The 24628-nt window shown below is 70.1% G+C and carries 28 protein-coding genes and 3 tRNA genes; 22 read left to right on the top strand and 9 right to left on the bottom strand.

Annotated features, from left to right (window positions below):
• Nucleotides 1–146: 146 nt before the first annotated feature.
• The 3 genes from M1203_RS05765 to M1203_RS05755 form a co-directional block, all read right to left on the bottom strand.
• Entirely contained in the window at nucleotides 147–1460 is a 1314-nt protein-coding gene (locus M1203_RS05765) for a sensor histidine kinase (RefSeq protein WP_249948372.1), read from the bottom strand.
• Between the two features lie 197 nt (nucleotides 1461–1657).
• Nucleotides 1658–1873 carry a hypothetical protein gene (locus tag M1203_RS05760; protein WP_249948371.1) on the bottom strand — a complete coding sequence of 72 codons (216 nt, stop codon included), beginning with the start codon at nucleotides 1871–1873 and terminating at the stop codon, nucleotides 1658–1660.
• On the bottom strand, nucleotides 1831–2940 hold the full coding sequence (locus M1203_RS05755) for a sensor histidine kinase (RefSeq protein WP_249948370.1): 1110 nt from the start codon (nucleotides 2938–2940) through the stop codon (nucleotides 1831–1833). Before M1203_RS05755 ends, M1203_RS05760 begins: the two co-directional genes overlap by 43 nt.
• A 178-nt stretch (nucleotides 2941–3118) precedes the next feature.
• Here M1203_RS05755 and M1203_RS05750 point away from each other — a divergent pair, with 178 nt between their 5' ends.
• The 13 genes from M1203_RS05750 to M1203_RS05690 all read left to right on the top strand — a co-directional run bounded on the left by M1203_RS05750 (nucleotide 3119) and on the right by M1203_RS05690 (nucleotide 14594).
• Complete coding sequence (locus M1203_RS05750) at nucleotides 3119–3511, top strand: NADH-quinone oxidoreductase subunit A (protein WP_249948369.1); 393 nt, start codon at nucleotides 3119–3121, stop codon at nucleotides 3509–3511.
• A complete protein-coding gene (locus tag M1203_RS05745) occupies nucleotides 3502–4164 on the top strand; it encodes an NADH-quinone oxidoreductase subunit B (RefSeq protein ID WP_249948368.1) in 663 nt (220 codons plus the stop codon). The genes M1203_RS05750 and M1203_RS05745 overlap by 10 nt, the downstream gene beginning before the upstream one ends.
• Nucleotides 4161–5048 (top strand): NADH-quinone oxidoreductase subunit C, encoded by an 888-nt coding sequence (locus M1203_RS05740; protein WP_374402007.1) that lies wholly within the window; start codon nucleotides 4161–4163, stop codon nucleotides 5046–5048. The genes M1203_RS05745 and M1203_RS05740 overlap by 4 nt, the downstream gene beginning before the upstream one ends.
• On the top strand, nucleotides 5045–6013 hold the full coding sequence (locus M1203_RS05735) for a complex I subunit 1 family protein (protein ID WP_249948367.1): 969 nt from the start codon (nucleotides 5045–5047) through the stop codon (nucleotides 6011–6013). The genes M1203_RS05740 and M1203_RS05735 overlap by 4 nt, the downstream gene beginning before the upstream one ends.
• Nucleotides 6013–6573, top strand: coding sequence for an NADH-quinone oxidoreductase subunit I (locus M1203_RS05730; RefSeq protein WP_249948366.1), 561 nt, complete (start codon nucleotides 6013–6015; stop codon nucleotides 6571–6573). The genes M1203_RS05735 and M1203_RS05730 overlap by 1 nt, the downstream gene beginning before the upstream one ends.
• Entirely contained in the window at nucleotides 6570–7166 is a 597-nt protein-coding gene (locus tag M1203_RS05725) for an NADH-quinone oxidoreductase subunit J (RefSeq protein WP_249948365.1), read from the top strand. Before M1203_RS05730 ends, M1203_RS05725 begins: the two co-directional genes overlap by 4 nt.
• Nucleotides 7166–7555 carry an NADH-quinone oxidoreductase subunit NuoK gene (gene nuoK, locus M1203_RS05720; RefSeq protein ID WP_249948364.1) on the top strand — a complete coding sequence of 130 codons (390 nt, stop codon included), beginning with the start codon at nucleotides 7166–7168 and terminating at the stop codon, nucleotides 7553–7555. Before M1203_RS05725 ends, nuoK begins: the two co-directional genes overlap by 1 nt.
• The gene (locus M1203_RS05715) at nucleotides 7552–9561 is read left to right on the top strand and encodes an NADH-quinone oxidoreductase subunit L (protein WP_249948363.1); all 2010 of its coding nucleotides are present in this window, start codon (nucleotides 7552–7554) and stop codon (nucleotides 9559–9561) included. The genes nuoK and M1203_RS05715 overlap by 4 nt, the downstream gene beginning before the upstream one ends.
• A 27-nt stretch (nucleotides 9562–9588) precedes the next feature.
• Nucleotides 9589–11241: a NuoM family protein gene (locus tag M1203_RS05710; protein ID WP_249948532.1), complete on the top strand. Its 1653-nt coding sequence runs from the start codon at nucleotides 9589–9591 to the stop codon at nucleotides 11239–11241.
• Nucleotides 11238–12785 carry an NADH-quinone oxidoreductase subunit N gene (locus M1203_RS05705; protein WP_249948362.1) on the top strand — a complete coding sequence of 516 codons (1548 nt, stop codon included), beginning with the start codon at nucleotides 11238–11240 and terminating at the stop codon, nucleotides 12783–12785. The genes M1203_RS05710 and M1203_RS05705 overlap by 4 nt, the downstream gene beginning before the upstream one ends.
• Before the next feature lie 174 nt (nucleotides 12786–12959).
• Nucleotides 12960–13823, top strand: coding sequence for a zinc metalloprotease HtpX (htpX, locus tag M1203_RS05700; RefSeq protein ID WP_030351401.1), 864 nt, complete (start codon nucleotides 12960–12962; stop codon nucleotides 13821–13823).
• Complete coding sequence (locus tag M1203_RS05695; protein ID WP_249948361.1) at nucleotides 13820–14212, top strand: YccF domain-containing protein; 393 nt, start codon at nucleotides 13820–13822, stop codon at nucleotides 14210–14212. The genes htpX and M1203_RS05695 overlap by 4 nt, the downstream gene beginning before the upstream one ends.
• A 112-nt stretch (nucleotides 14213–14324) precedes the next feature.
• Nucleotides 14325–14594: a GlsB/YeaQ/YmgE family stress response membrane protein gene (locus tag M1203_RS05690; RefSeq protein ID WP_249948360.1), complete on the top strand. Its 270-nt coding sequence runs from the start codon at nucleotides 14325–14327 to the stop codon at nucleotides 14592–14594.
• Nucleotides 14595–14630: 36 nt separating this feature from the next.
• Here the strand turns inward: M1203_RS05690 and M1203_RS05685 are convergent, their stop codons facing one another.
• The 3 genes from M1203_RS05685 to M1203_RS05675 all read right to left on the bottom strand — a co-directional run bounded on the left by M1203_RS05685 (nucleotide 14631) and on the right by M1203_RS05675 (nucleotide 16484).
• Nucleotides 14631–15290: an alpha-ketoglutarate-dependent dioxygenase AlkB gene (locus M1203_RS05685; RefSeq protein WP_249948359.1), complete on the bottom strand. Its 660-nt coding sequence runs from the start codon at nucleotides 15288–15290 to the stop codon at nucleotides 14631–14633.
• Nucleotides 15287–15796, bottom strand: coding sequence for a methylated-DNA--[protein]-cysteine S-methyltransferase (locus M1203_RS05680; protein WP_249948358.1), 510 nt, complete (start codon nucleotides 15794–15796; stop codon nucleotides 15287–15289). Before M1203_RS05680 ends, M1203_RS05685 begins: the two co-directional genes overlap by 4 nt.
• A gap of 199 nt (nucleotides 15797–15995) precedes the next feature.
• The gene (locus M1203_RS05675; RefSeq protein ID WP_249948357.1) at nucleotides 15996–16484 is read right to left on the bottom strand and encodes a YajQ family cyclic di-GMP-binding protein; all 489 of its coding nucleotides are present in this window, start codon (nucleotides 16482–16484) and stop codon (nucleotides 15996–15998) included.
• A gap of 219 nt (nucleotides 16485–16703) precedes the next feature.
• Between M1203_RS05675 and M1203_RS05670 the strand changes: the two genes are divergently transcribed.
• Nucleotides 16704–16785, top strand: a tRNA-Tyr gene (locus M1203_RS05670).
• A gap of 96 nt (nucleotides 16786–16881) precedes the next feature.
• On the opposite strand, the gene M1203_RS05665 is transcribed toward M1203_RS05670, so the two are convergent.
• The 3 genes from M1203_RS05665 to M1203_RS05655 are packed head-to-tail and all read right to left on the bottom strand — an operon-like array spanning nucleotide 16882 to nucleotide 19574.
• Nucleotides 16882–17469, bottom strand: coding sequence for a GyrI-like domain-containing protein (locus M1203_RS05665; protein ID WP_249948356.1), 588 nt, complete (start codon nucleotides 17467–17469; stop codon nucleotides 16882–16884).
• Between the two features lie 42 nt (nucleotides 17470–17511).
• The gene (locus M1203_RS05660; RefSeq protein ID WP_249948355.1) at nucleotides 17512–18171 is read right to left on the bottom strand and encodes an SDR family oxidoreductase; all 660 of its coding nucleotides are present in this window, start codon (nucleotides 18169–18171) and stop codon (nucleotides 17512–17514) included.
• A 50-nt stretch (nucleotides 18172–18221) separates the two neighbouring features.
• Nucleotides 18222–19574 (bottom strand): amidohydrolase family protein, encoded by a 1353-nt coding sequence (locus M1203_RS05655; RefSeq protein ID WP_249948354.1) that lies wholly within the window; start codon nucleotides 19572–19574, stop codon nucleotides 18222–18224.
• A 219-nt stretch (nucleotides 19575–19793) separates the two neighbouring features.
• Between M1203_RS05655 and M1203_RS05650 the strand changes: the two genes are divergently transcribed.
• The 8 genes from M1203_RS05650 (at nucleotide 19794) to M1203_RS05615 (ending at nucleotide 24627) form a co-directional block, all read left to right on the top strand.
• Nucleotides 19794–19866, top strand: a tRNA-Thr gene (locus M1203_RS05650).
• Between the two features lie 47 nt (nucleotides 19867–19913).
• Nucleotides 19914–19986, top strand: a tRNA-Met gene (locus M1203_RS05645).
• 92 nt (nucleotides 19987–20078) lie between these two features.
• A complete protein-coding gene (gene rpmG, locus M1203_RS05640; RefSeq protein WP_003956487.1) occupies nucleotides 20079–20243 on the top strand; it encodes a 50S ribosomal protein L33 in 165 nt (54 codons plus the stop codon).
• Nucleotides 20244–20380: 137 nt separating this feature from the next.
• Entirely contained in the window at nucleotides 20381–20833 is a 453-nt protein-coding gene (locus M1203_RS05635; protein ID WP_249948353.1) for a MaoC family dehydratase N-terminal domain-containing protein, read from the top strand.
• Between the two features lie 5 nt (nucleotides 20834–20838).
• Nucleotides 20839–21267 (top strand): MaoC family dehydratase, encoded by a 429-nt coding sequence (locus tag M1203_RS05630; RefSeq protein ID WP_249948352.1) that lies wholly within the window; start codon nucleotides 20839–20841, stop codon nucleotides 21265–21267.
• Nucleotides 21268–21370: 103 nt separating this feature from the next.
• Nucleotides 21371–21931: a TetR/AcrR family transcriptional regulator gene (locus M1203_RS05625; protein ID WP_249948351.1), complete on the top strand. Its 561-nt coding sequence runs from the start codon at nucleotides 21371–21373 to the stop codon at nucleotides 21929–21931.
• Between the two features lie 152 nt (nucleotides 21932–22083).
• Nucleotides 22084–23517, top strand: a complete 1434-nt coding sequence (locus M1203_RS05620) for a DHA2 family efflux MFS transporter permease subunit (RefSeq protein ID WP_249948350.1) — start codon at nucleotides 22084–22086, stop codon at nucleotides 23515–23517.
• A 54-nt stretch (nucleotides 23518–23571) separates the two neighbouring features.
• Nucleotides 23572–24627, top strand: coding sequence for a UDP-N-acetylmuramate dehydrogenase (locus tag M1203_RS05615; RefSeq protein WP_249948349.1), 1056 nt, complete (start codon nucleotides 23572–23574; stop codon nucleotides 24625–24627).
• The last annotated feature ends 1 nt before the right edge of the window (nucleotide 24628 follow it).

Raw genomic sequence — 24628 nt, 5'->3', positions numbered from 1 at the left:
CGCTGGGTGTGCGCGAGCCTCCCGGGCGGGGGCACCCGGAAGGCAGCACGCCGTACGAGCTCACGCCGTACGAGTTCCAGCTGTACGAGCTCACGCCGTACGAGCTCACGCCCTACGAGCTCACGCCGTGCGGCGTTCCTTGAGCGTCAGCCCCGCCAGGGCAGCTCCGCCGTCACCGTCGTCGGACCGTCGGCGGGTGAGTCGATGACCAGGATCCCGTCCACCGCGTCCAGCCGCTCCGTCAGCCCGGCCAGCCCGCTGCCCGCCGTCGCGTCCGCCCCGCCCCTGCCGTCATCCGTGACCTGAAGCATCAGCCGGTCCTGCGTCTGCCACACCTCCACCGTCGCCCGGCTCGCCCTGGCGTGCTTGCTGACGTTCTGCAGCAGCTCGGAGACCGTGAAGTAGGCGATGCCCTCGATCGCGGCGGCCGGCCGGTAGGGGAGATCGACCTCCACCTTCACCGGGACCGTGCAGCGGGAGGCCACGGAGGAGAGCGCCGCGTCCAGCCCGCGGTCGGTGAGGACGGCCGGGTGGATGCCGCGCGCCAGATCCCGCAGCTCCTGGAGCGCCGTCTTCACCTCGCCGTGCGCCTCGCCGACCATGCGCGCCGCGGCCTCCGGGTCCTCCGCCAGCTTCTCCTTCGCCAGCCCCAGATCCATGGCCAGGGCCACCAGCCTCGCCTGCGCGCCGTCGTGCAGATCGCGTTCGATACGGCGCAGATCGGCCGCTGCCGTGTCGACCACCACTCCCCGGTCCGACTCCAGCTCCGAGACCCGGGTGGCCAGCCGGGACGGGCCGAGCAGCCCCATCACCAGCAGCCGGTCCACGGTCGCCAGGCCGCGTATCAGCCAGGGGCAGAAGAGCACCAGCACCAGCCCCACCACCGAGGTGGCGGCTATCTCGAACGGTGTGTCCAGGAAGAAGCCGTTCCCCGCGCCGTCGCTGTAGATCGCGATTCCCGACTGGTCGAGATTGCTGGGAAACACCCACTGCCACAGCGGATACGTGAACAGCCCCCAGGCCACGGACCAGACCGTCAGGGACACCACGAACGCGAACAGCGCCCACGGGAAATGCAGGATCGCGTAGAGCAGATGGCGCCAGGACACCCCGCTCTTCAGCACCGCGCCGACCCAGGACATCAGCCCGCTCTTCGCGCCACGGGCCGGCTCCGGCTCCGGCACATCGAGCCCCAGCAGCGCGCGCGCCCGCGCCCGCTCCATCATCCCGAAGCCGCGGCAGCCGGCCAGCCCCAAGGCCAGCACGGGCACCCCGAGGAAGGTGACCAGCAGCCCCGCCCCGAGCGCGATGGTCGCTATCGCGTAGCAGAACAGCACCGTGCTGATGGGCAGGCTGAGCAGCAGATAGCCGAACTCGCGCCAGGTGCGTCCCTCGACCGGGGCGCGCAGGGCCGGCGGAAGGAAGTGGGGCCGCGGCTGCGATCCATAATCCAAGGCCATGGGTGTGGTCCGTTCTGCGAGCGGGCTGGGGGAGAGCGGGCTGCGTGTCTCCATGTCCTCCATGCTCCCGGGGCCCGAGCACCCGCACCATGAGGCCGGTCTCCGTCTTTCCCCTGGGGTTTTCCCCACCCCCGAGGTGCGGTCGCGCCCCGCGCGGGGCCGCCCTGGGCGCTCCCCTGGGCGGCCCGAAGCCGCGCTCAGCTCTTACCGCGCCGCCGCCACGGCAGCTCCGCCGTGACGACCGTCGGCCCGCCGGCCGGGGATTCGAGGACGAACAGACCGTCCACCGCGTCGAGCCGCTCGGACAGGCCGGACATGCCCGTACCACCGTCCAGCCGCGCGCCGCCGCGCCCGTCGTCCTGCACCTGGATCAGCAGCCGGTCGTCCCGCCGCCACACATCCACCGACGCCATCCGCGCCTCGCTGTGCTTGCTGACGTTCTGCAGCAGCTCGGAGACCGTGAAATACGCGATGCCCTCGATGGCCTCGGCCGGCCGCTCGTCCAGATCCACGGTNGGCTCGCCCTGGCGTGCTTGCTGACGTTCTGCAGCAGCTCGGAGACCGTGAAGTAGGCGATGCCCTCGATCGCGGCGGCCGGCCGGTAGGGGAGATCGACCTCCACCTTCACCGGGACCGTGCAGCGGGAGGCCACGGAGGAGAGCGCCGCGTCCAGCCCGCGGTCGGTGAGGACGGCCGGGTGGATGCCGCGCGCCAGATCCCGCAGCTCCTGCAACGCCAGCTTCACCTCGCCATGGGCCTCGTCCACCATGCTCGCCGCCGTCTCCGGATCCTCCAGCAGCTTCTCCTTGGCGAGGCCGAGCCCCATGGCCAGGGCCACCAGCCTCGCCTGCGCGCCGTCGTGCAGATCGCGTTCGATACGGCGCAGATCGGCGGCGGCCGTGTCGACCACCACTCCCCGGTCCGACTCCAGCTCCGCGATCCGCCGCTCCAGCTCGTCGGAGGGCGAGAGCAGCGCCCGCACCATCGCCCGGTCGACATTGGCGAGCCCGCGCGCCACGTAGGGGAGGACCGGCCAGAACACGAAGAGACCCGCGATCGTGACACCGAACGTCAGCACGCCCCAGGGCAGCCGGATGAACTCGTACAGCACGGTCCGCCAGGCCACCGGATCCTTCAGCCCGGCCCATATCCGGCCGAGCAGCCCGTCGGGCCGCCGTCCGGGGCCGTGCAGCGGGCTCGGCTCCTCGATCCGTACCCCGAGCAGCGCCCGCGCCCGCGCCCGCTCCGCCCGGCCGAGCAGCCGCGCCCCCGCGAGCCCGCAGACCAGCCACGGCAGCCCGATCACCGTCACCGAAAGCCCCGCACCGGTGGAGACCGTGAACACCACATAGACAAAACCGACCAGGGAAGCCGGAAGGTTCACCAGGAGGTGCGCGATCTCCTTCCAGGTGTGCCGGTCGAAAGCGAAACGCGCGGGTGGCGGACGGTCATCGTCGGGGAGGCTGCTGCTCACGGTCATAGAGACCAAGCCTGCACGGAGCCGATGGCGCGCGCCATGGGGTAGCTGGGCCGGTTGAAGTAGGGATAACCCCACTAAGCGGGACGCGGCTGCTTACCAAGTCTTTAACAGGGCCTAGACTCCCGTCCGTACAGATCGTCGAAGAAGCCGCTACGAGGTCAGGGAGCGAGGGGCGGACGTGTCGCAACCGACCGTTCTCGCGTCGGACTACTTCCAGAGCTATTCGGTGGTCGGACTGCTCGCGGTCGTCGGCGTGCTGTTCGTCGCCGTCGCCTTCGGGGCGGGCCGGCTGCTGCGGCCGGTGGTGCCGACGCCGGAGAAACTGCTCACCTATGAATGTGGTGTGGACCCCGTGGGCGAGGGCTGGGCACACACCCAGGTCCGCTACTACGTGTACGCGTTCCTCTACGTGATCTTCGCCGTCGACTCGATCTTCCTCTTCCCCTGGGCGACCGTCTTCGCGGCCCCGGGATACGGCGCAACGACGCTGATCGAGATGTTCATCTTCCTCGGCTTCCTGGCCGTAGGACTGCTCTACGCATGGAAGAAGGGCGTCCTGGAATGGACGTGACCCCCACTCCCACTCCCGCTCCCGCTCCCGAATTCCTGCCGACCGTGCCCGCCGACGGTCCCGCCGCGAGCGGAACCGGAAAACGGCTCGGTGTGCTCTCCCGGCTGGCCCCGCAGCCCATGAAAGTGGTCCTCAACTGGGGCCGCCGCTACAGCCTCTGGGTCTTCAACTTCGGACTCGCCTGCTGCGCCATCGAGTTCATCGCCGCCTCCATGTCCCGGCACGACTTCATCCGGCTCGGAGTGATCCCCTTCGCCCCGGGACCGCGCCAGGCCGACCTGATGGTCGTCTCCGGCACCGTCACGGACAAGATGGCACCCGCCGTGAAGCGGCTGTACGAGCAGATGCCCGAGCCCAAGTACGTGATCTCCTTCGGCGCCTGCTCCAACTGCGGTGGCCCGTACTGGGACTCCTACTCCGTGACGAAGGGCGTCGACCAGATCATCCCGGTCGACGTCTACGTACCGGGCTGCCCGCCCCGCCCCGAGGCGCTGCTCCAGGGCATCCTGAAGCTCCAGGAGAAGATCGCCCGCGAATCGCTCGGCGAGCGCTACGCCGCGGCCGGCCGGCCCTCGGCCGCCGCGCTGCGCAGCGGACTGGTCACGCCGCCACCGCCGCCGACGACGTCGACGCCGGGGGAGAGCGCCTCGTGAACGCATACGACCGGCTGCCGGACGCCGCCGCCGAGATCTTCGGTGAGGGGGCCACGGCCGAGCTGACCTATGACCTGCTGACGGTCGATGTCCCCGCCGAGTCCTGGATCCCCGCGCTCGAAACCGCCCGCGACCAGCTGGGCTGCACCTACTTCGACTGGCTGAGCGCGGTCGACGAGCCGGGCACCGGCTTCCGCGTCTGCGCCCATGTCGTCGCCCTGGAGGGCGGTACGGTCCGCCGGCTGCTGGTCCGTACGACCGTCCCGCACGACGCGGCCGTCCTGCCCACGGCCATCGGCGTCTACGCGGGCGCGGGCTGGCACGAACGCGAGACGCACGAGATGTTCGGCGTCTCCTTCTCCGGCCACCCCCATCTCGTTCCCCTTCTTCTCCCCGAGGAGTTCGAGGGGCACCCGCTGCGCAAGGACTTCGTCCTGGCGGCCCGGGTCGTCAAGGCATGGCCGGGCGCGAAGGAGCCGGGCGAGTCCGAGCACGGCGGCCCCAAGCGGCGCCAGATGCTCCCGCCCGGTGTGCCCGATCCGAACGAGTGGGGTCCTCTCAAGGGCCAGCTGCCCCCGGCCCCGGCCCGGCCCGCCCGCGGGGCACGCGCCGCGGGTGCCGGTGGCGCGGGTGCCGGTGCCGCCGCGGGCGACCGCCCGGTGCGCCGCGCGCGCAGCGTCACGCAGGGCTCGGCGAGCCAGCAGCCGGAGGGCACGACCCCGGACGCGCCGTGGCGCAAACCCCCTCCGGCCGAGAGCCCGGGGAGCGAAAGCCCCAAGCCGGAAGGCCCCAAGCCGGAAGCTCCCGAGCCCGAGGGCCCCCAGAGCGAGGGCCCCCGGAGCGAGGGCCCCGAGAGCGACCGCCGCCCCGAAGGAGACGCGTGAACGACGTACTCGACGTCGCCCTCCGGCTCATCGTCGTCTTCGCCGTGTTCCTGGTCGTTCCCCTCGTCGTCGGTCAGACCGAGCACAAGGTGATGGCCCATATGCAGGGCCGTCTCGGCCCCATGCACGCGGGCGGCTTCCACGGCTGGGCCCAGCTCGTCGCGGACGGGGTGAAGTTCGCGCAGAAGGAGGATGTGGTCCCGGCCAACGCCGACCGCCGTATCTTCCAACTCGCTCCCGCCGTCGCCCTTCTCCCGTACCTCCTCGTGCTGGTCGCGATCCCCATCGGTCCGAGCGAGGGCGCGGTCGGCCAGGTCGTCGACGCGGGCATCTTCTTCGTGCTCGCCGTGATGGGCGTCGGGGTGCTCGGCTCGCTCATGGCGGGCTGGGCCTCGGCCAACAAGTTCTCCCTTCTCGGCGGTCTGCGTACCGCCGCGCAACTGCTCGCCTACGAGCTGCCGATGCTGCTCGCCGCCGCCTCCGTCGCGATGGCGGCCGGCACCGTCTCCCTCCCCGGCATCCTCAACGCCTTCGAGTGGTGGTGGCTGCCCTGGCAGATCGTCGGCGCCCTGGTCTTCTTCGTCGCCGGTCTCGCGGAACTCCAGCGCCCGCCCTTCGACATGCCGGTCGCCGACTCCGAGATCATCTTCGGCGCCTACACCGAATACACGGGCCTGCGCTTCGCGCTCTTCCTGCTCGCCGAGTACGCGGGCATCGTCGTCCTGTGCGGACTGACCACGGTCCTCTTCCTCGGCGGCTGGCACGGCCCGCTCGGGGACGACGGACTCGGCTGGGTCTGGACGCTCCTCAAGACGGCCGTGCTCGCGTTCGTCATCATCTGGCTGCGGGTGAGCTATCCGCGGCTGCGTGAGGACCAGTTGCAGAAGCTCGCCTGGACCGTTCTCATCCCGCTCGCTCTCGCGCAGATCGCGCTCACCGGCATCGTGAAGGTGGCGATCAACTAGTGGCCCCCTCGTTTCCCGGCTCCGGTCTGGCCAAGGGCCTGGCCGTCACCCTGCGGACGATGACCAGGAAGACCGTCACCCACCAGTACCCCGAAGCACAGCCCGAACTCCCGCCCCGCACCCGTGGCGTGATCGGACTGTTCGAGGAGAACTGCACGGTCTGCATGCTCTGCGCCCGTGAGTGCCCCGACTGGTGCATCTATATCGACTCCCACAAGGAGACGGTCCCGGCCGCCGTCCCCGGAGGGCGCGAACGCAGCCGTAATGTCCTCGACCGGTTCGCCATCGACTTCGCGCTCTGCATGTACTGCGGTATCTGCATCGAGGTCTGTCCTTTCGACGCTCTCTTCTGGTCACCGGAGTTCGAGTACTCGGAGACGGACATCCGCGAACTCACCCACGAGCGGGACAAGCTCCGCGAGTGGATGTGGACGGTGCCCGCGCCGCCCGCTCTCGACCCCGCGGCCGAGGAGCCGAAGGAGCTCGGCGCCGCCCGCAAGACCGCCGAGAAGCTCGCGACGGCGGCGCAACGGGAGCGGGAACAGGAGGCGGGCGAGTGACCCCCGCAACGCACGGCTTCCTGTCGCCCAGCGGTGTCGAGATCGCCTTCCTCCTCGTCGGCCTGGTCACCATCGGCGCGGCCCTCGTCACCGTCACGACCAGACAGCTGGTCCACGCCGCTCTCTGGCTGGTCGTCACTCTCGGCGGCCTTGCCGTCGAATATCTGCTGCTCACGGCGGAGTTCATCGCCTGGGTGCAGGTCCTGATCTATCTCGGTTCCGTGGTGGTCCTCCTTCTCTTCGGACTGATGCTCACCAAGGCGCCCATCGGCCGCTCCCCGGACGCCGATTCGGGCAACCGTCCCGTCGCCCTCGCGGTGGCCGTCGTCGCGGCCGTGTCCCTGGTCTGGGTGGTCGTCGACGCGTTCCGTACGACCTGGATCGACCTGGACGGACCGGCCCAGGGCTCCACGGAGGTGACAGGACACTTCCTGTTCCGCAACTGGGTGCTGCCCTTCGAGGCGCTCTCCGTGCTCCTGCTGGCCGCACTCGTCGGCGCGATCGTCCTCTCCCGTAAGCGCGCGACCGCCGCCAGGAACAGCCGGGGCGGAAGCGGCACCGAAAACGGCCGTAGCGGTAAGGAGCAGCGCTGATGCATCTCGCCTATCCCGCCGTGCTCGCGGCCCTGCTGTTCTGCACCGGGCTGTACGGAGTGCTCGCGCGGCGCAACGCGATCCTCGTCCTGATGTCCGTCGAGCTGATGCTCAACGCCGTCAACCTCAATCTGGTCGCCTTCGACGTCTGGCTCCGCGACACCCTGCACGCCGGCCAGGCGCTCACTCTTTTCGTCATCGCCATCGCCGCCGCGGAGATCGGCATCGGTCTGGCGATCGTCCTGATGGTCTACCGCAACCGCGGCACCTCGGACATCGACAGGCTCCGCGACACCGCGGAAGGCCCCGGGGGCCCCGAGGCCCCGGAGGGCACCGGACCGGAAGCGACCGACGCCGCCCCGGCGCAGAAGGCTGAGGCCACCGCGTGACCACCACGACCCTCGCCGTTCTCGTCCCCCTCCTGCCTTTCCTGGGCGCCGTCGCCGGGCTGTTGCTCGGCCGTGTCTCACCCGGGTTCGTACGACCGCTGGCCATCCTGCCGACCCTGGCCGCGGCGGGCTTCGCCATCGCCGTGGCCGTACGCCAGGGCGGCGGCGACGGCAACGGGACGCCGCCGCTGGACGCCGCGACCCAGCTCACCCCCACCGGCTCGGTCCCCATCGACCTCGCCCTGCACATCGACGGCTTCGCGGCTCTGGTCGCCGTCCTCGTCGGCGTCGTCGCGTCATGCGTGCAGATCTACTCGACGGGATATCTGCGCGGCGACGCGCGCTACCCCTCGTACGCGGCTCTGGTCTCGCTCTTCACCTCCGCGATGCTCCTCGTCGTCTACTCGGGCGATCTGATGGTGCTGCTGGTCGGCTGGGAGATCATGGGCATCTGCTCGTACTTCCTCGTCGGCCACTACTGGGAGACGCCGGAGGCGCGCGCGGCCTCCCTCAAGGCCTTCCTCGTCACCAAGCTCGGTGATGTCCCCTTCCTGATCGGGCTGTTCGCGCTCGCCTCTGACGCCGGGACGTTCCGTATCACCGGCGTGCTGAAGACCGTCGCCGACGGTGGCCTCGACCACCCCACCCTGATCGCGCTGCTGCTGCTCGCGGGTGTGGCCGGCAAGTCCGCGCAGTTCCCGCTGCACACCTGGCTGCCCGACGCGATGGCGGGCCCCACACCCGTCTCCGCGCTGATCCACGCGGCGACGATGGTCGCCGCCGGTATCTACTTCGTGGCCCGGCTCCTTCCTGTCTTCGCCGCCTCGGCCGCCGCCCTGGTGGTGCTCGCCGTGATGGCCGCGATCACGATGGTCGGCTCGGCGCTCGCCGCCCTCGCGCAGGACGACATCAAACGCGTCCTCGCCTACTCGACCATCGGCCAACTCGGCTATATGTCGGGCGCCCTGGCCGTGGGCGACCGTGGCGCGGCCGTCTTCCATCTCATCGCGCACGGCGCGTTCAAGGCGCTCCTCTTCCTCGGTGCGGGCGTGATCATCCATGCCGCCGGCACCAACTCACTGGCCGCCATGTCCCGGATGCGCGGCCTCTCCCAGCGCATCCCGGACGCCTACTGGACGGTGACCGTCGCCCTGCTCGCGCTCGCCGCGATCCCCCCCTTCGCCGGCTTCTTCTCCAAGGAATCCGTCCTCGTCGCCGCCGAGCACACGGCTTTCGGCGAATCCGGCGGCGCCGCCCCCGGAGCGGCCGGCTGGACCGTACTGCTCGCCGGACTGCTCACCGCCCTCCTCACCGCCGCCTACGCGGCCCGCCTCTGGCTGCTGACCTTCCGCGGCCGGGGCTCCGAGGTCCCCGACTACGGCAAGCAGCCCCTCTCCATGAACGCCGTCCTGTGGGTGCTGGCCATCCCCACCATCGGTCTCGGCCTGGCCGTCGGCCTTCTCCCGGGCTGGTTCGACGGCCACACCCTCGCCCCGAACCTCACCACCTCCGTCCTGGGCACGGGCGTCGCACTCGTCGGTGGTCTGATCACCTACGGCTGCTGGCGGCACACCACCGCGCTGGCGGCCCGCACCCCGATCGGGGCCGTCGTCCCCCACCCCGACACGGAGCCCGCCCTCGCGGAGAGGGAAGCCATCGAGATCCACACGCGGGTGTACGGCTCGATCGCGGGCGCCCCCGACCCCGCGGACCCCGCCCGCCTCCTGCTGGGGCCGCTCCACCGCCACGCGGCGGCCGGCTTCCATCTCGACGCCCTCTACCACCGGCTGTTCGTACGCCCCGTCCTGGCGGCCGCCCAGCTCGTCCGCTTCCTCGACCGCGAGGTCGTCGACACCTACGTACGCGGCGCGGCCACCGGCACCGGCTGGCTCGGCGCCGCCGTACGCCGTGCCCAGACCGGAAACGTGCAGACCTACCTCAGCGCCCTGCTGGCCGGCTCCGTCGTCCTGGCGATCGCCGCCGTACTCGTCGCCGCCGGAGCGTGAGCCGTGATCGATATCAGTGAATCCGTGATGCAGTTCCTTCTCGCGTTGATCGTCGTCGGGCCGCTCATCGGGGCCGTCGCGGCCCTCCTCCCGGCCCCGCCAGGACTGCGGGGCAAGAGCCCCGACCAGGCCGTGCTGCGCCACGGCGTGACCGTGACCGGCGCGATCCTCGTCGCCGTGATCGTCCTGACCCTCGGCTTCGACCATGACCAGCCGTCAAAGACGCAGGCCACGACGGACATCAGCTGGATCGCGGCGCTGGACGTCCGGATCCACCTCGGCATCGACGGCATTTCCCTCCCCCTTCTGGTCCTGACCGCGCTGCTGACCTTCCTCTGCGCGCTCTACAGCTACTACCAGCCGCCCAAGGGCCCCTCGCCCAAGGGATTCGTCGCCCTGCTGCTCGTGCTGGAGTCCGGCACGCTCGCGACCTTCGCCGTTCTCGACCTCGTGCTCTTCTTCCTGGCCTTCGAGATGGTGCTGATCCCGATGTACTTCCTCATCGCCCGCTGGGGCGGCTCGGAAGGCGTTACCGGCGGCAGGCAGGCCGCCGCCTGGAAGTTCATCCTCTACACGCTGCTCGGCTCCGTGGTCATGCTGCTCGGCCTGCTGCTGATCGGGCTCAACGCGGGCACATTCGACATGGTGGCACTCGCCACTGACAACGGCCGCGGGCTCAGCACATCCGTGCAGCTCATCGCCGTTCTGGCGATCGGCATCGGCCTCGCGGTCAAGACCCCGATGTGGCCGCTGCACAGCTGGCTGCCCGACGCCCACACCGCCGCCCCGACCGTCGGCTCGGTGCTCCTCGCCGGCGTGCTGCTCAAGATGGGTACGTACGGCTTCGTCCGGATCATCCTGCCCATCGCCCCCGACGGCATGCGAACCTTCGCGCCGTATCTCGCGGCCTTCGCGGTCGTCGGCATCATCTACGGCTCCCTGGCCTGTCTCGCGCTGGCCAAACAGGGCGCCGGGGGCGACCTCAAACGGCTGATCGCGTACTCCTCCGTCGGCCACATGGGCTTTGTCCTGCTCGGCATCGCGACCATGACACCCACCGGCGTCAACGGCGCGCTCTTCGCCAACATTGCCCACGGCCTCATCACCGGCCTGCTGTTCTTCCTGGTCGGAGCGGTCAAGGAGCGGTACGGCAGCGCCGACCTCGACACCCTCGCCGGAGCCACCGGCGCCGCGCTCTACGGCCGCGCCCCCCGCCTCGGCGGGCTGCTCGCCTTCGCGGCCGTCGCCTCCCTCGGCCTGCCCGGCCTCGCCGGATTCTGGGGCGAGATGCTCGCGATGTTCGGGGCCTTCAACCCGGCGGAGGGGCTGAGCCGCCCCGCCTTCCTCACCTTCATGGTGATCGCGGGCTTCGGCACGCTGCTCACGGCCGCGTATCTGCTGATCGTCGTACGCCGCGTCTGCATGGGGGCGTACGCCCAGGAAGGCCCGCAGGAAGGCCCCCAGGGAGGCCCGCAGGAAGCCCCGCCGGGAGGACCGACGGAAGCCCTGCCGGAAGGACCGACGGCGCCGACAGCACGCCTCACCGACGTACGGACCTACGAGTTCGCCGCCTGGACCCCGCTCGTCGCCCTCACCGTCATCGCCGGTCTCTGGCCCGCCGTTCTGCTCGGCCTCACCGACCCCGTCGTGCAGAAGCTCCTCGCAGGAGGCAAGTCGTGACCGTGGCCGCCGAGAGCGCCGCCGGCGCCGCCAGCCTCGTCCAGTCGATCGACTGGCTCGCGATCGCGCCCCCCACCATCACAGCGGTCGTCGCCCTGATCGTGCTGGTCGCCGATCTCTTCGTACCGGAGCACCGCAAGCCGCTCCTCGGCGGTATAGCGATCGCCGGTCTGGTCGCCGCGCTCCTCACCCTTCTCCCGCTGCGCGCGGGCGACCGCTCGACGTTCTGCCTCACCAACGACGCCGATGTCTGCAGCTACACCGCCGACCACTTCGCGCTTGTCATCCAGCTGCTGGTGCTCGGCGGGGCACTGCTCACCGCCCTGATCTCGCTCCACGACAGCAGGAAACTCCCCGTGGGGGAGTACTGGTTCCTGCTGCTCGCCTCGGCGGCCGGCGCCGCCCTGCTGCCCGCCTCGCGTGATCTCGCCACTCTCGTCGTCGCACTCGAAGTGGCGTCGCTGCCCGCCTTCGCGCTCGTCGGACTGCGGCGCGGCGACCGGCTCTCCTCCGAGGCCGCGCTGAAGTTCTTCCTCTCGTCGGTGACCGCGACCGCCGTGATGCTGCTGGGCGTCAGCTTCGTGTACGCCGCGACCGGCACCCTCCACCTCACCCGGATCGCCGCGGAGCTGGGGCATGTCCCCGGCCAGTTGGACACCCTCGCCAAGGCGGGCGTCGCCCTGACCCTCGTCGGTTTCGCCTTCAAGACGGCCGCCGCCCCGTTCCACTTCTGGGTGCCCGACACCTATGTGGGCGCGCCCCTGCCCATCGCCGCGTACCTCTCCGTCGTCGGCAAGGCGGTCGGATTCTCCGGCCTCATTCTGGTGACCGTCATCGCGTTCCCCTCGTACCGCGAGGTGTGGGGCCCGGTACTCGCGGTCCTCGCCGCGCTCACCATGACCCTCGGCAATGCCGCGGCGCTGCGTCAGTCGGCCACCCGCGCGCGGAGCGCGGTACGGCTGCTGGCCTGGTCGTCCGTGGCCCAGGCGGGCTATCTCCTGGTGCCGATCGCCGCCGCGGCGTACGCGGGCGGCGACCGGATCGGATCGACCGTCGCGTACGCCCTGATGTACGCCGTCGTGAACCTGGGCGCGTTCGCGGTCGTCGTGCTGGTGGCCCGTACGAAGCCGCTCAACCGCCTCTCCGACTACCGGGGCCTCTACGCGCGGCGGCCCCTCGTCGCCCTCGCCATGGGCTTCTTCCTGCTCTGCCTGGCCGGACTGCCGCCGGGCATCATCGGCCTGTTCGCCAAGGTCACGGTCTTCTCGGCGGCCGTCGACGCGGGCCTCGGCTGGCTGGCCGTCGTCATGGCCGTCAATGTGGTGATCGGGCTGTACTACTACCTCCAGTGGACGGCGCTCCTCTTCCGCGCGCCGGAGCCGGAGGCCGGAAGCGCGGTTCCGGAGTCCGTCGGCGACGAGGTGGCCATCGGCCGGCCCCCCGCGGCCGTCACCGCCGCCATCGCGCTCACGGCAGCGGCCGGTGTCGCCCTCTCCGGGGCGCCCCAGCTCGTACTGCGCTTCGCCGGTACGAGCCTCTTCTAGCACGCGCGTACCCAAAAGCCCGCACCACCGCCACCCGGACGGCGTACGCCCCTGTCCGGCGGCACAAGGGAACCCGCGCCGCCCGCCTGGCGTTGACCAGTACGGAAGGGTCCACTGAAGAGTGGAGCAGCACCAGCAAAGGGTTCCCCTGCCGCACCACTTGGAGGGCGTACCGTGCACCGCCGGCACAACGGGCTCAGGACCGCCGTACTCCTCGGGGGACTGTCCGCACTCATCATCGCGATCGGCAGTTTCTTCGGCAGTACGGGCCTGATCGTCGCGCTCGTCGTGGCGATCGGCACGAACGCGTACGCCTACTGGAACAGCGACAAGCTGTCCCTGCGCGCCATGCGCGCCCGCCCCGTCAGCGAATTCGAGGCGCCTCAGCTCTACCGCATCGTCCGTGAGCTCTCGACCGCCGCCCGCCAGCCCATGCCACGGCTCTACATCTCGCCCACCCAGGCCCCCAACGCGTTCGCCACCGGCCGCAACCCGCGCAATGCCGCCGTCTGCTGTACGGAAGGCATCCTCCAGATCCTGGACGAGCGCGAGCTGCGCGGAGTCCTCGGCCATGAGCTGAGCCATGTCTACAACCGGGACATCCTGATCTCCTCCGTCGCGGGAGCCCTCGCCTCCGTGGTGATGTTCCTGGTGAACTTCGCCTGGCTGATCCCCTTCGGCCGGTCCGACGACGATGACGGCCCCGGGATCTTCGGCATGCTGCTGATCATGATTCTGGGCCCCCTGGCGGCCTCGGTCATCCAGCTCGCGGTGAGCCGCTCGCGGGAGTACGAAGCCGATGCCTCGGGCGCCCAGATCACCGGCGACCCCCTCGCTCTGGCGAGTGCGCTGCGTAAACTGGACGCGGGGACGAAACAGCTCCCGCTGCCTCCCGAGCCACGTATCGAGACCGCGAGCCACATGATGATCGCGAACCCCTTCCGCCCCGGGGACGGAGTCTCGAAGCTGTTCTCCACGCACCCGCCGATGGCGGAGCGCATCGCCCGACTGGAACAGATGGCAGGTCGTCGCCCATGAAAACAATCCTGAACGTCATATGGCTCGTTCTGTGCGGCTTCTGGATGTGCCTCGGCTATCTGCTGGCAGGCGCGCTGCTCTGTATCACGATCATCGGCATCCCCTTCGGGGTGGCCGCGTTCCGTATCGGGTTCTACGCCCTGTGGCCCTTCGGCTATATGGCGGTCGACCGCCGCGACGCGGGGGCGCCCTCGTGCGTCGGCAATGTGCTGTGGCTGGTTCTGGCGGGCTGGTGGCTCACCCTCGGCCACATCCTCACCGGTATCGCCCTGTGCGTCACGATCATCGGAATCCCGCTGGGCCTGGCCAACTTCAAGCTGATTCCCATCTCGCTGGCACCGCTCGGCAAGGAAATCGTCCCCACCGACCAGCCGTTCGCGGCCCGCTGACCGTTTCCTTCGCCCAGAGCGTGAACCTCCGGCGGTCGCGCCTCCCGTGCAACCGCCACCCGCCCGTACGGCGTCTTCCAGGACAAGACCGTACGAAAGGCAGGTTCAAGGCATGGGTGTCATCAGCTGGATCGTTCTAGGACTTCTCGCCGGAGCCGCCGCCAAGATTCTGCTCCCCGGCCGGGACCCGGGCGGACTGATCGGTACGACCCTCATCGGTATCGCGGGAGCCTTCATCGGCGGCTGGATCTCGGCCCGTTGGCTCGACCATCCCATCAGTAACGAGTTCTACGACGGGGCGACCTGGATATCGGCGATCGGCGGCGCTCTTGTGCTGCTCGTTCTCTACCGGCTGATTTTCGGCCACTCCCGCGCCCGCTGAGCCACCGCCCCGCTGAGCCCGGCTACGCAAGGCCGGCTAGACGAGACCGGTCTCGCGCAGAGTGATGTTCAACCGCCCGGTGCCCAGGCCCGTGGCCGGGTCCGCCGTATCCGGATAGACCTTGGGCACCCCGTGGTACGCGTACCGCGAAGGCCCCCCGAAGACGAAGAGGTCCCCGGAGGACAGTTCGACATCCGTGTACGGCCGCCCCCGGCCCTCCGTATTGCCGAAGCGGAAGACACAGCGGTCGCCGATGCTCAGCGACACCACCGGCGCCCCCGACTTCTCGTCCTTGTCCTGGTGCATCCCCATCTTCGCGCCGCCCTCGTAGAAGTTGATCAGCGCCGTGTCCGGGGTGTACGCCGCGCCGGCCGCCGGATCGCCGTACGCCTCGACCAGCGCCTCGCGGCCCAACGCGACAAGCCAGTCCGGGAACTCCGCGACCCGCGCGCCATTCACATCGCCGGCCGTACGGGTATACGCGTACGGCTGCCAGTGCCAGCCCACGCAGACCGTCTGTACGGACATCACACCGCCGCTCGGCAGCACCGTGCGCCGGATCGGCACCGGCCCCCGCGCCCAGCCCCGGCAGGCGTCCACCAGCTCCCGCTGCCGCTCCTCGGACAGCCAGGAGGGAACGTGCACGGCGCCGGGCGCGACGACGGCGCGCGGCCTCGGGAACAGTTCCCCGCTCATCGCACCAGCGCGCCCTCCAGGCCGAGGAGGCGCTCCTTACGGTCCATACCGCCCGCGTACCCGCGCAGCGCCCCGTCCGCGCCGATCACCCGATGACACGGCCGTACGACAAGCAGCGGATTCCGTCCGATCGCGGTCCCCACGGCCCGCACCCCGGCCCCGGCGGAGCCGATCCGCCCGGCGATCTGCCCGTACGTCGCGGTCTCGCCGTACGGAATGGTGTCCACCGCCTGCCAGACCCGCCGCTGGAAGTCCGTACCGCTGTCCGCGTACTCGATCACGAACCGCGTCAGCGTCCCCGCGAAGTACGCCCTGAGCTGCCCGACGATCTCCTCGAACGCCTCCGGCGCCCGGACCCATCCGTCCTGGACGACGGCCGCGCCCTTCTGCCCCGGCACGGAGAGTGAGGCGAGCGCGACGCCGCCCTTCGCGGTGGCTGACTTCTCGCCCACGAGCAGCAGTTCGCCCAGCGGGCTGTCGATCGTCGTGTACATGGTCCCGGTCATCGCTCGTTCCTCTCCTCGCGGAGTGTTCAGCTGTCCACGAGCCGCGTTCCGTGGTCGCGTTCAGCTGCTCCGAGTAACGAGTCTCCGCCGCCCGGCCCGTCGAAGCTGGCGGGATTCGGACATCACGCCCGACCGGTGACGGCCGGGGCGGACACGGAGCTCCCGCCCCGCGCCGCCCACCTCACCGGTCGGTGCCGCGTCACCGGTAGTTCACGAACTGGAGCGCGAAGTCGAAGTCCTGCCCCTTCAGCAGGGAGATCACGGTCTGCAGATCGTCACGGCTCTTCGAGCTGACCCGCAGCTCGTCGCCCTGCACCTGCGCCTTGACGCCCTTGGGGCCCTCATCGCGGATGATCTTCGCGACCTTCTTGGCGTTGTCCTGGGAGATGCCTTCCTCGATCGAAGCGAAGATCTTGTACTCCTTGCCGGACAGCTGGGGCTCGCCCGCGTCCAGCGCCTTGAGCGAGATCCCGCGCTTGATCAGCTTGGACTGGAAGACGTCGAGGATCGCGTTGACCCGCTCCTCCGAGTTCGCCTGCATGAGGATCTTCTCGCCGGACCAGCCGATCGAGGCGCCGACGTTCTTGAAGTCGTAACGCTGCGCGATCTCCTTCGAGGCCTGGTTGAGAGCGTTGTCGATCTCCTGCCGCTCGACCTTCGAGACGATGTCGAAACTGGAGTCGGCCATGTCCTGTGGCTCCTTGTATCGGTGCTGTTCGGGTGCTCATCGCATGCTCGCTGCGCGACCGGACAGCGCCGGCCGCTGCCGTAAAGCCTAGTCACCCACGCCCGCCCGGAGTGCTGATCAAACCGGTGGCAGAGCACCCCCGGGCATCGGGTATCGTTTACGTCGTTGCCACGGAGCACCGCCCCAAAGCGGCCTCTCCAACCGGCAGCGACATCCCATGGCGGTGTGCCCGAGTGGCCAATGGGAGCGGACTGTAAATCCGTCGGCTTAGCCTACCCAGGTTCGAATCCTGGCGCCGCCACGCGATAGAGAAGGCCCCTGATTCACGGAGACGTGGATCAGGGGCCTTTCTCATGTCCGGGCGTTTCTCAGGTCAGGCCGGCCGGACAACGCCCCGCTACCGGCCCGGGGCCAGATCGGCGAGGCGGAACGCCAGCTCCGTCTCCCAGTTGGCCGGGTCCGGTTCCACCCGTGGGTCGGTCTTGTACGTCTCCAGTCGGCAGCCCCAGTGCTCCACCCCGTCGACCACGGTCATGTCCCACTCCAGCCCCTCGTGCTCCGCCCACTCCCGCAGCCCGCTGGTCACCGCCAACAGCCCGTCGGGATGGCCGAGGTGAGTGATCGTCGCGTAATGGCCGGCGGGCAGTGTCCCGACGCGGATCTCACCCTCCGGCTCCGGCGCCGACACCAGCGGGACGCCGGCCTCCACCTCCGACTCGGCGTCCATGTCGATGGTGCGGTAGCGGAAGAACGGCGCCCCCGCCAGTTCGAGCCCCTGGCCGAGCACCCAGCCGATGAGCCCGGGCAGCCGGTCGGCGATCGTCGGGAACTCGTCCATCCGGACAGATTTTCCGATGGCCACATAGGGCTGCTCGCCCCGGCGGACGATCTTCGGCAGGCTCACGGACCCGCTCCGGTCCTTTTCCGCGCCCACGCCTTCACCAACACCCCTCTGCATGCCCTTGCTCACACCGTCGTCGCTCATGTCCTCGTTCATGAGAGCAAGGACCGTCGCCGGGCCCGGAACTCATCGTCCGCCCGCCGCGACCTCCGTCGCCTCCGCCACCGGCACCGTCCCGCCGATCAGCCCCAGCGTCAGACCCGCGGTCCCCGGGGTCTCCACCAGCGCGGCCAGCACCGCCGCCACGTCGTCACGCGGAACCGACCCCCGTACCTTCGACTCCGTGAGCCGCACGAGCCCCGTCCCCGGGTCGTTCGTCAGCGCCCCCGGCCGCAGGATCGTCCAGTCGAGCCCGGACCGGGACCGTACGTACGCGTCCGCCGCGCCCTTGGCCCGCAGATACGCGTCGAAGACCTCGTCGCCCGGGTGATCAGGGTCCGCGCCCACGGACGAGACGACGAGGTGACGGCGTACGCCCGCGCGCTCGGCGGCGTCCGCGAAGAGGACCGCCGCGCCCTTGTCCACCGTCTCCTTGCGGGCCGCTCCGCTCCCGCCGCCCGCGCCCGCGGCGAAGACCGCCGCGTCCGCGCCCTTCAGCACCTCCGCCACCTCCTCGACCGAGGCCGACTCCAGGTCCAGTACGACCGGTTCGGCACCGGCTTCGCGCAGATCCTCCGCCTGCCCCCGGGCGCGGATGATGCCCGCGACCTCGTGTCCGCGCGCGGCGAGCAGTCGCTCAAGCCGCAGCGCGATCTGACCATGTCCTCCGGCGATCACGATTCGCATGCTTATGACGGTACGTCCGCGGACCGTTCACCGCTGATCCGGCATCCCGCTCAGGGGCCGGGGTTACCCAGGACGGACCGTCCCTGCCGGGGCAGTTCGAGCGCGACCGCCGCCGCCGAGTCGCAGTACTCCCGTACGGCGCTCGTCCGCGCCACCACCCGGCCGCGGTGGATGACGATCCTGCTGTACGCGAGGGACAGCGCGCCCTCGATCCGCTCCCCTCGTACGGCCAGCAACTCCGCCGGAAAGCCCGCCTCGATCCGTACCTCGGGCAGCCCCATCGCCGCCCGCGCCACCCCGCTCACCGCGTCGTACGCGTCCGCCGCCCGCATCCCGCCCCGCGACGCCAGCAGATACGCGGCCTCCAGCGGATCGCCGCGCCCCACCGGATTCGACACGTCCCGCAGCGCCCCACTGCCCGCCGCGATCCGCACACCGGCCGCCCGCAGCAGCCGTACGGGGGCGACGCCGCGCTCGGCGCCAGGCAGCCCGTACCCCCAGGAGTCCGCGCCGGGCGCCTCCGTACCGCGCCGGTCCCGCGCGCCGCCGCGCCTGTCCGCGCCCACGCGTTCCATGTCCGCGCCTTCCACGCCCCCGCAGCCGCCCTGCGGCAGACAGATCACCGTCACGCCGGCCGCCGCCAGCTGGTCCGCCGCGAGGGCCGCCGTCTCGGCCGGCAGCCTGGCCAGCCCCGCGCACGGCCCGAGCGCCACCCCGGGCCGCAGACCGCCCGCCATCGCGGCGAGCCGCGCGAGCCGGACCGGATCGTCACCGTCCGTATGCAGATCGACGGGGCAGCCGTGCTCGGCCGCGATCCCCAGAACCGCTTCCGCGTACCCGGCCGGATCCGGGTCCAGGTCGGGGCAGCCGCCCACCACACCCGCGCCCATCTTCACCGCGTCCCGCAGCATGGCGAGCCCGTCGGCGCCCGCGAGGCCGGTCAGCAGCCTCGGTACGGCGACGGCGGTCAGATCGGCGAGACCGCGCAGCGAACGCCTGGCCTGGAGCACCGCCTCCATCCGGCCCAGCTCCTGCGTGCCCCCGATCCGTACGTGCGAGCGCAGCGCGGTCGCTCCGTGCCCGAGTTGCAGCAGGGTGGCCTCGGTGGCGCGGCGCTGGACGTCCTCGGGGGAGGAGGAGCCCGGTCCGTCGGGGGTGAGCGCGGTGAGGGCGGTGTCACTGTGGGCGTGCGGCTCGGCCGGAGCGGGGAGCAGCAGATAGCCGGCCAGATCCAGCCGCGTGCCGAGCGCGGCGAGACTGCCCGCGGTGCCCACGGCCTCGATCCGGCCCGAGCTGAGCCGTACGTCCACGGTGCGGCCATCGATGAGACGGGCGCCGCACAGGACGAGCGCGGTGGTGTCGGGCAGGGCTTCGTCGGACGGCTGCGGCTGGCTGTCGGGCATCGCGCTCCTGGTGAGGGCTTTCCGGTCGGGCTCCGGCGCGCGGGATCACGCAGCGTGAGCCGAGCCTAGGGGCGCCTCGGTCGGCCTTCGAGGAGGAGCGCGACAGTCGTTCCGACGAGCCCACCAGTGGCGTACGGGACACCATGGGACGCGTGGGGCGTGGGGCGGGAAAACGGATTTGGGCGATCGGCAACCGACCGTGTAATGTCTTCATCGCTCGCCCCAATAGCTCAGTCGGTAGAGCGTCTCCATGGTAAGGAGAAGGTCTACGGTTCGATTCCGTATTGGGGCTCAGATGTTCGGTGATCCTCGCCTTCGGGCGAGGAGATCCAACATCGAAGCGGTGTAGCTCAGTCGGTAGAGCAAGCGGCTCATAATCGCTGTGTCACCGGTTCAAGTCCGGTCACCGCTACACAAAGTAGCCGATTGTGGGGTCGGTCCTTCGATCGGCTACTCTTTTCTGCGTTCATCCGTTCATCCGTTGTCCGTCCAAGGAGCACTCACGTGGCTGCCACCGACGTCCGCCCGAAGATCACGCTGGCCTGCGTGGAGTGCAAGGAGCGGAACTACATCACCAAGAAGAACCGGCGTAACAACCCGGACCGTCTTGAGATGAAGAAGCACTGCCCGCGCTGCAACTCGCACACCGCGCACCGCGAAACGCGCTGAATCAGGCTCGTCTGCGAGGCCGTCCCCGGTTGGGGACGGCCTCGTGTCGTTTCTCTTGTCTACATCAGACTCGTCTGCGTCAGGTCTTCAGGTCTGCGTCAGGCTTGTGGTCATCTACATCAGGAGGGAGCGAGTCAGTGGCGCTCGATCAGTCCTTCGTGGGGCGGAGCTATCCGCCCACCGCGCCGTACGAGGTCGGCCGGGAGAAGATCCGCGAGTTCGCCGAGGCGGTGGGCGATCCCAACCCGGCGTACACCGATCTGGAGGCCGCCAAGGCCCTCGGGCACTGCGATGTGATCGCTCCGCCGACCTTCGTGTTCGCGATCACCTTCAAGGCCGCGGGTGAGGTCATCGCCGATCCGCAGCTGGGTCTGGACTACAGCCGTGTCGTGCACGGCGACCAGAAGTTCGCGTACACCCGCCCTGTGCGGGCGGGCGACCGGCTGAGCGTCACCTCGACCATCGAGGCGATCAAGTCCCTGGCCGGGAACGACATCATCGATGTCCGCGGTGAAGTGCGCGACGAGGCCGGCGAGCATGTCGTGACCGCGTGGACCAAGCTGGTGGCGCGCGCCGCCGAGGGGGCGTGAGGCCGGTGACCGCGAAGATCGGTTACGACGAGGTCGAGATCGGTACGGAGCTGCCGTCGCGCGGCTTCCCCCTCACACGCGCGACGCTGGTGCGGTACGCGGGCGCCTCCGGGGACTTCAACCCGATCCACTGGAACGAGAAGTTCGCCAAGGAGGTCGGCCTCCCGGACGTCATCGCGCACGGCATGTTCACCATGGCCGAGGCGATCCAGGTGGTGACCGACTGGGTGGGCGACCCGGGAGCGGTCGTCGAGTACGGCGTCCGCTTCACGAAGCCGGTCGTGGTGCCCAATGACGACCAGGGCGCGCTGATCGAGGTCAGTGCGAAGGTCGCGGCCAAGCTGGACGACAACAAGGTCCGGGTGGATCTGACGGCGATGAGCGCGGGGCAGAAGGTGCTGGGGATGTCCCGCGCCGTCGTCCGGCTCGCCTGAGCGATCGACGAGTACCTGAGGGATCGACGAGTAAGGGGTGCCCGCAATTGACGGGCGCCCCTTACACTTGACATGGGTAGTGAGTGACCAATAACTTTCCTGTGTGGTCAGGATGAGCAAAGAAGAGCGGCGCGAGAGCGTGGTCCGCGCGGCGGTCTCGGAGTTCGCGCGGGGTGGCTACCACGGCACCTCCACGGAGACGATCGCCCACCGGGTCGGCGTCTCGCAGCCGTATCTCTTCCGCCTCTTCCCGAACAAGCAGGCCATATTCCTCGCCGCCGCGGAACGCTGTCTGCTGGACACCACACGCGTCTTCATCGAGGCGTCGGAAGGGCTGGAGGGCGAAGAGGCCCAGCAGGCCATGGCCGCCGCCTATCAGCAGCTGATCGCCCATGATCCGGAGAAGCTGCTGATGCAGATGCAGATGTATGTCGCGGTGGCGACCGCCGAGGCCGCGGGAGACCACGAGTTCGGCGACGCGGTACGGGCCGGCTGGCAGAAGCTCTGGGAGACGGTCCATCTGGCGCTCGGCGCGGACGTGGCCGGGACCACGACGTTTCTGGCGTACGGAATGCTGATCAACACCCTTGTCGCGCTGGGCTTCCCGTCCGACCATCGCGTCTGGTCCGGCTTCGTCGAGTCGAAGCGGCCGTCCGAACGCTGAAGTCCGACAGAGGAGCGTGGCGTCTCGGGTAAGCCTCTGGGCAAGGCGGCGTCCCCGTATCGCCATGAAAGCTGTCCCAAGCTGTCCAAAGCTGTCCAGCGAAGTTAGTCATCCATAACTAATAAGTGCAGGCCCATCAGGGGGAGAACAAAATGAGTCAGCCGACGGCCGGCGGGTCCCGAGCCATCTGGACCCTGGTCATCACCGGTCTCGCCAGCTTCATGGCGGCCCTGGACAACCTCGTCGTCACCACCGCACTGCCCTCCATCCGCGAAGATCTCGGCGGCGCGCTGGAGGACCTGGAATGGACCGTCAACGCCTACACCCTCACGTTCGCGGTCCTCCTCATGTTCGGAGCGGCCCTGGGAGACCGGTACGGCCGCCGCCGGCTCTTCCTGGCCGGTCTCGCGATCTTCACCGGCGCCTCGGCCGCCGCCGCGCTCTCGCCAGGCATCGACGCGCTCATCGCGGCACGCGCCGTCCAGGGCGTCGGCGCGGCGATCATGATGCCGCTCACGCTCACCCTGCTCACCGCCGCCGTTCCCGCCGAACGGCGAGGAGCCGCCCTCGGCATCTTCGGCGCCGTCACCGGTCTCGCCGTCGCCAGCGGTCCGCTCGTCGGCGGCAGCCTCACCGAACACCTTTCCTGGCAGTGGATCTTCTGGCTGAACGTACCGATCGGCCTCGCTGTGCTGCCCCTTGCCCGGCTGCGCCTCCAGGAGTCGCACGCGCCGAACGCCCGCCTCGACATCCCCGGCACGCTCCTCGTCAGTACCGGCCTCTTCGGCATCGTCTACGCCCTGGTCACGGCCAACGCCGACGGCTGGACCAGCCTCCCCGTCCTGCTGGGCCTGACAGCCGGCGGCGCGCTGCTCATCGCCTTCGTTCTGCACGGACTGCGCGACCCGGGCGCGATGCTGCCCATGCGGCTGTTCAAGAACCGCGGCTTCGCCGGCGTCAACGCCGCCAGCCTCCTGATGTTCCTCGGTATGTTCGGCTCGATCTTCCTGCTCAGCCAGTTCCTCCAGGGGGTTCTCGGCTACTCGCCCACCCAGGCGGGGCTGAGGATGCTCCCGTGGACCGCGATGCCGCTGCTCGTCGCGCCGATCGCCGGGGTGCTCTCCGACCGCGTCGGCGGCCGGCCCGTCGTGGCCGTGGGCCTGGCACTCCAAGCGCTCGGGCTGGGGCTGTTCGCGCTGGTCCTCGCGCCGGACATGTCGTACGCGGCGCAGCTGCCCGCGCTGATCATCAGCGGCGTCGGGATGGGGCTGTACTTCGCGCCGGCCGCCAGTCTGGTCATGTCCACCGTCCGCCCGGCGGAGCAGGGCATCGCCTCCGGTACGAACAACGCCCTGCGCGAGGTCGGCGGAGCGCTCGGTGTGGCCGTCCTCGGAGCGGTCTTCGCCGCGCAGGGCGGTTACCGTACGCCCGACACCTTCACGGACGGCACCGTGCCGGCTCTCTGGATCGGCGCGGGGCTGGTGGCGCTCGGCGCGCTGACCGCGCTGCTCATACCCGGGCGCGGCGCCAAGCGGGAGGACATGACCAAGGGGAAGGCGGCGGAGCGCGAGCCCGCCACCGTCTGATACCGGGCCACTGAAATCGCAGGCCGCGATTTCAGTGGCCCGTACTCTTGTCCCGTGCAGGAACTCCACGACGCGCCCCTCGCCCCACTGACCACCTTCCGCCTCGGCGGCCCGGCGACCCGCCTGGTCACGGCGGTCACCGACGACGAAGTGATCGCCACCGTGCGCGAGGCGGACGCCGCCGGTACGCCGCTGCTGATCATCGGCGGCGGCAGCAATCTGGTCATCGGGGACAAGGGCTTCGACGGCACCGCCCTGCGCATCGCGACCAAGGGCTTCTCGCTCGACGGCACCACGCTGGAACTGGCCGCGGGAGAGATCTGGACCGACGCCGTCGCCCGTACCGTCGAAGCGGGCCTGGCCGGCATCGAATGCCTCGCGGGGATCCCCGGCTCGGCGGGCGCCACGCCGATCCAGAACGTCGGCGCGTACGGCCAGGAGGTGTCGAGCACCCTCACCGAGGTCGTAGCCTACGACCGCTCCACCGGGCGGACGGTCACACTCACCAACGCCGACTGCGGCTTCTCGTACCGCCACAGCCGGTTCAAGCGCCACCCCGACCGCTGGGTCGTCCTGCGGGTCCGCTTCGCTCTGGAGGACGCGCGGGGGCTCTCCGCCCCGCTCAAGTACGCCGAGACGGCGCGCGTCCTCGGTGTCGAACCCGGCGACCGCGTCCCGGCGGAGACCGCGCGGGACACCGTCCTCAAGCTGCGGGCGGGCAAGGGCATGGTGCTCGACCCCGAGGACCACGACACGTGGTCGGCCGGCTCCTTCTTCACCAATCCGATCCTGACCGACCGGGAGTACGCCGAGTTCGTCACGCGCGTACGGGCCCGCCTCGGCGACGAGGTGACGCCGCCCGGATTCCCGGACGGGGAGGGGCGTACGAAGACCTCCGCGGCCTGGCTGATCGACCGGGCCGGTTTCACCAAGGGGTACGGCACGGGCCCGGCCCGGATCTCCACCAAGCACACCCTCGCGCTCACCAACCGGGGCGCGGCGACCACCGAGGATCTGCTCGTACTCGCCCGCGAGGTGGTGGCGGGGGTCCGGGAGGCGTTCGGGATCACGCTGGTCAACGAGCCGGTGACGGTCGGCGTCAGCCTCTAGG

The organism is Streptomyces sp. 35G-GA-8, assembly GCF_023534745.1.
Classification (GTDB): Bacteria; Actinomycetota; Actinomycetes; order Streptomycetales; family Streptomycetaceae; genus Streptomyces.
This window is presented reverse-complemented; position numbering and strand designations above follow the sequence as displayed.

What these genes read in the sequence shown, in the direction of transcription:
- M1203_RS05765 (WP_249948372.1), bottom strand. Translation starts at nt 1,460, where the DNA reads ATGGCCTTGGATTATGGATCGCAGCCGCGGCCCCACTTCCTTCCGCCG.
- M1203_RS05760 (WP_249948371.1), bottom strand. Translation starts at nt 1,873, where the DNA reads ATGGCGTCGGTGGATGTGTGGCGGCGGGACGACCGGCTGCTGATCCAG.
- M1203_RS05745 (WP_249948368.1), top strand. Translation starts at nt 3,502, where the DNA reads ATGGACGTGACCCCCACTCCCACTCCCGCTCCCGCTCCCGAATTCCTG.
- nuoK (WP_249948364.1), top strand. Translation starts at nt 7,166, where the DNA reads ATGCATCTCGCCTATCCCGCCGTGCTCGCGGCCCTGCTGTTCTGCACC.
- M1203_RS05710 (WP_249948532.1), top strand. Translation starts at nt 9,589, where the DNA reads ATGCAGTTCCTTCTCGCGTTGATCGTCGTCGGGCCGCTCATCGGGGCC.
- M1203_RS05695 (WP_249948361.1), top strand. Translation starts at nt 13,820, where the DNA reads ATGAAAACAATCCTGAACGTCATATGGCTCGTTCTGTGCGGCTTCTGG.
- M1203_RS05690 (WP_249948360.1), top strand. Translation starts at nt 14,325, where the DNA reads ATGGGTGTCATCAGCTGGATCGTTCTAGGACTTCTCGCCGGAGCCGCC.
- M1203_RS05685 (WP_249948359.1), bottom strand. Translation starts at nt 15,290, where the DNA reads ATGAGCGGGGAACTGTTCCCGAGGCCGCGCGCCGTCGTCGCGCCCGGC.
- M1203_RS05680 (WP_249948358.1), bottom strand. Translation starts at nt 15,796, where the DNA reads ATGACCGGGACCATGTACACGACGATCGACAGCCCGCTGGGCGAACTG.
- M1203_RS05675 (WP_249948357.1), bottom strand. Translation starts at nt 16,484, where the DNA reads ATGGCCGACTCCAGTTTCGACATCGTCTCGAAGGTCGAGCGGCAGGAG.
- M1203_RS05665 (WP_249948356.1), bottom strand. Translation starts at nt 17,469, where the DNA reads ATGAGCGACGACGGTGTGAGCAAGGGCATGCAGAGGGGTGTTGGTGAA.
- M1203_RS05660 (WP_249948355.1), bottom strand. Translation starts at nt 18,171, where the DNA reads ATGCGAATCGTGATCGCCGGAGGACATGGTCAGATCGCGCTGCGGCTT.
- M1203_RS05655 (WP_249948354.1), bottom strand. Translation starts at nt 19,574, where the DNA reads ATGCCCGACAGCCAGCCGCAGCCGTCCGACGAAGCCCTGCCCGACACC.
- M1203_RS05620 (WP_249948350.1), top strand. Translation starts at nt 22,084, where the DNA reads ATGAGTCAGCCGACGGCCGGCGGGTCCCGAGCCATCTGGACCCTGGTC.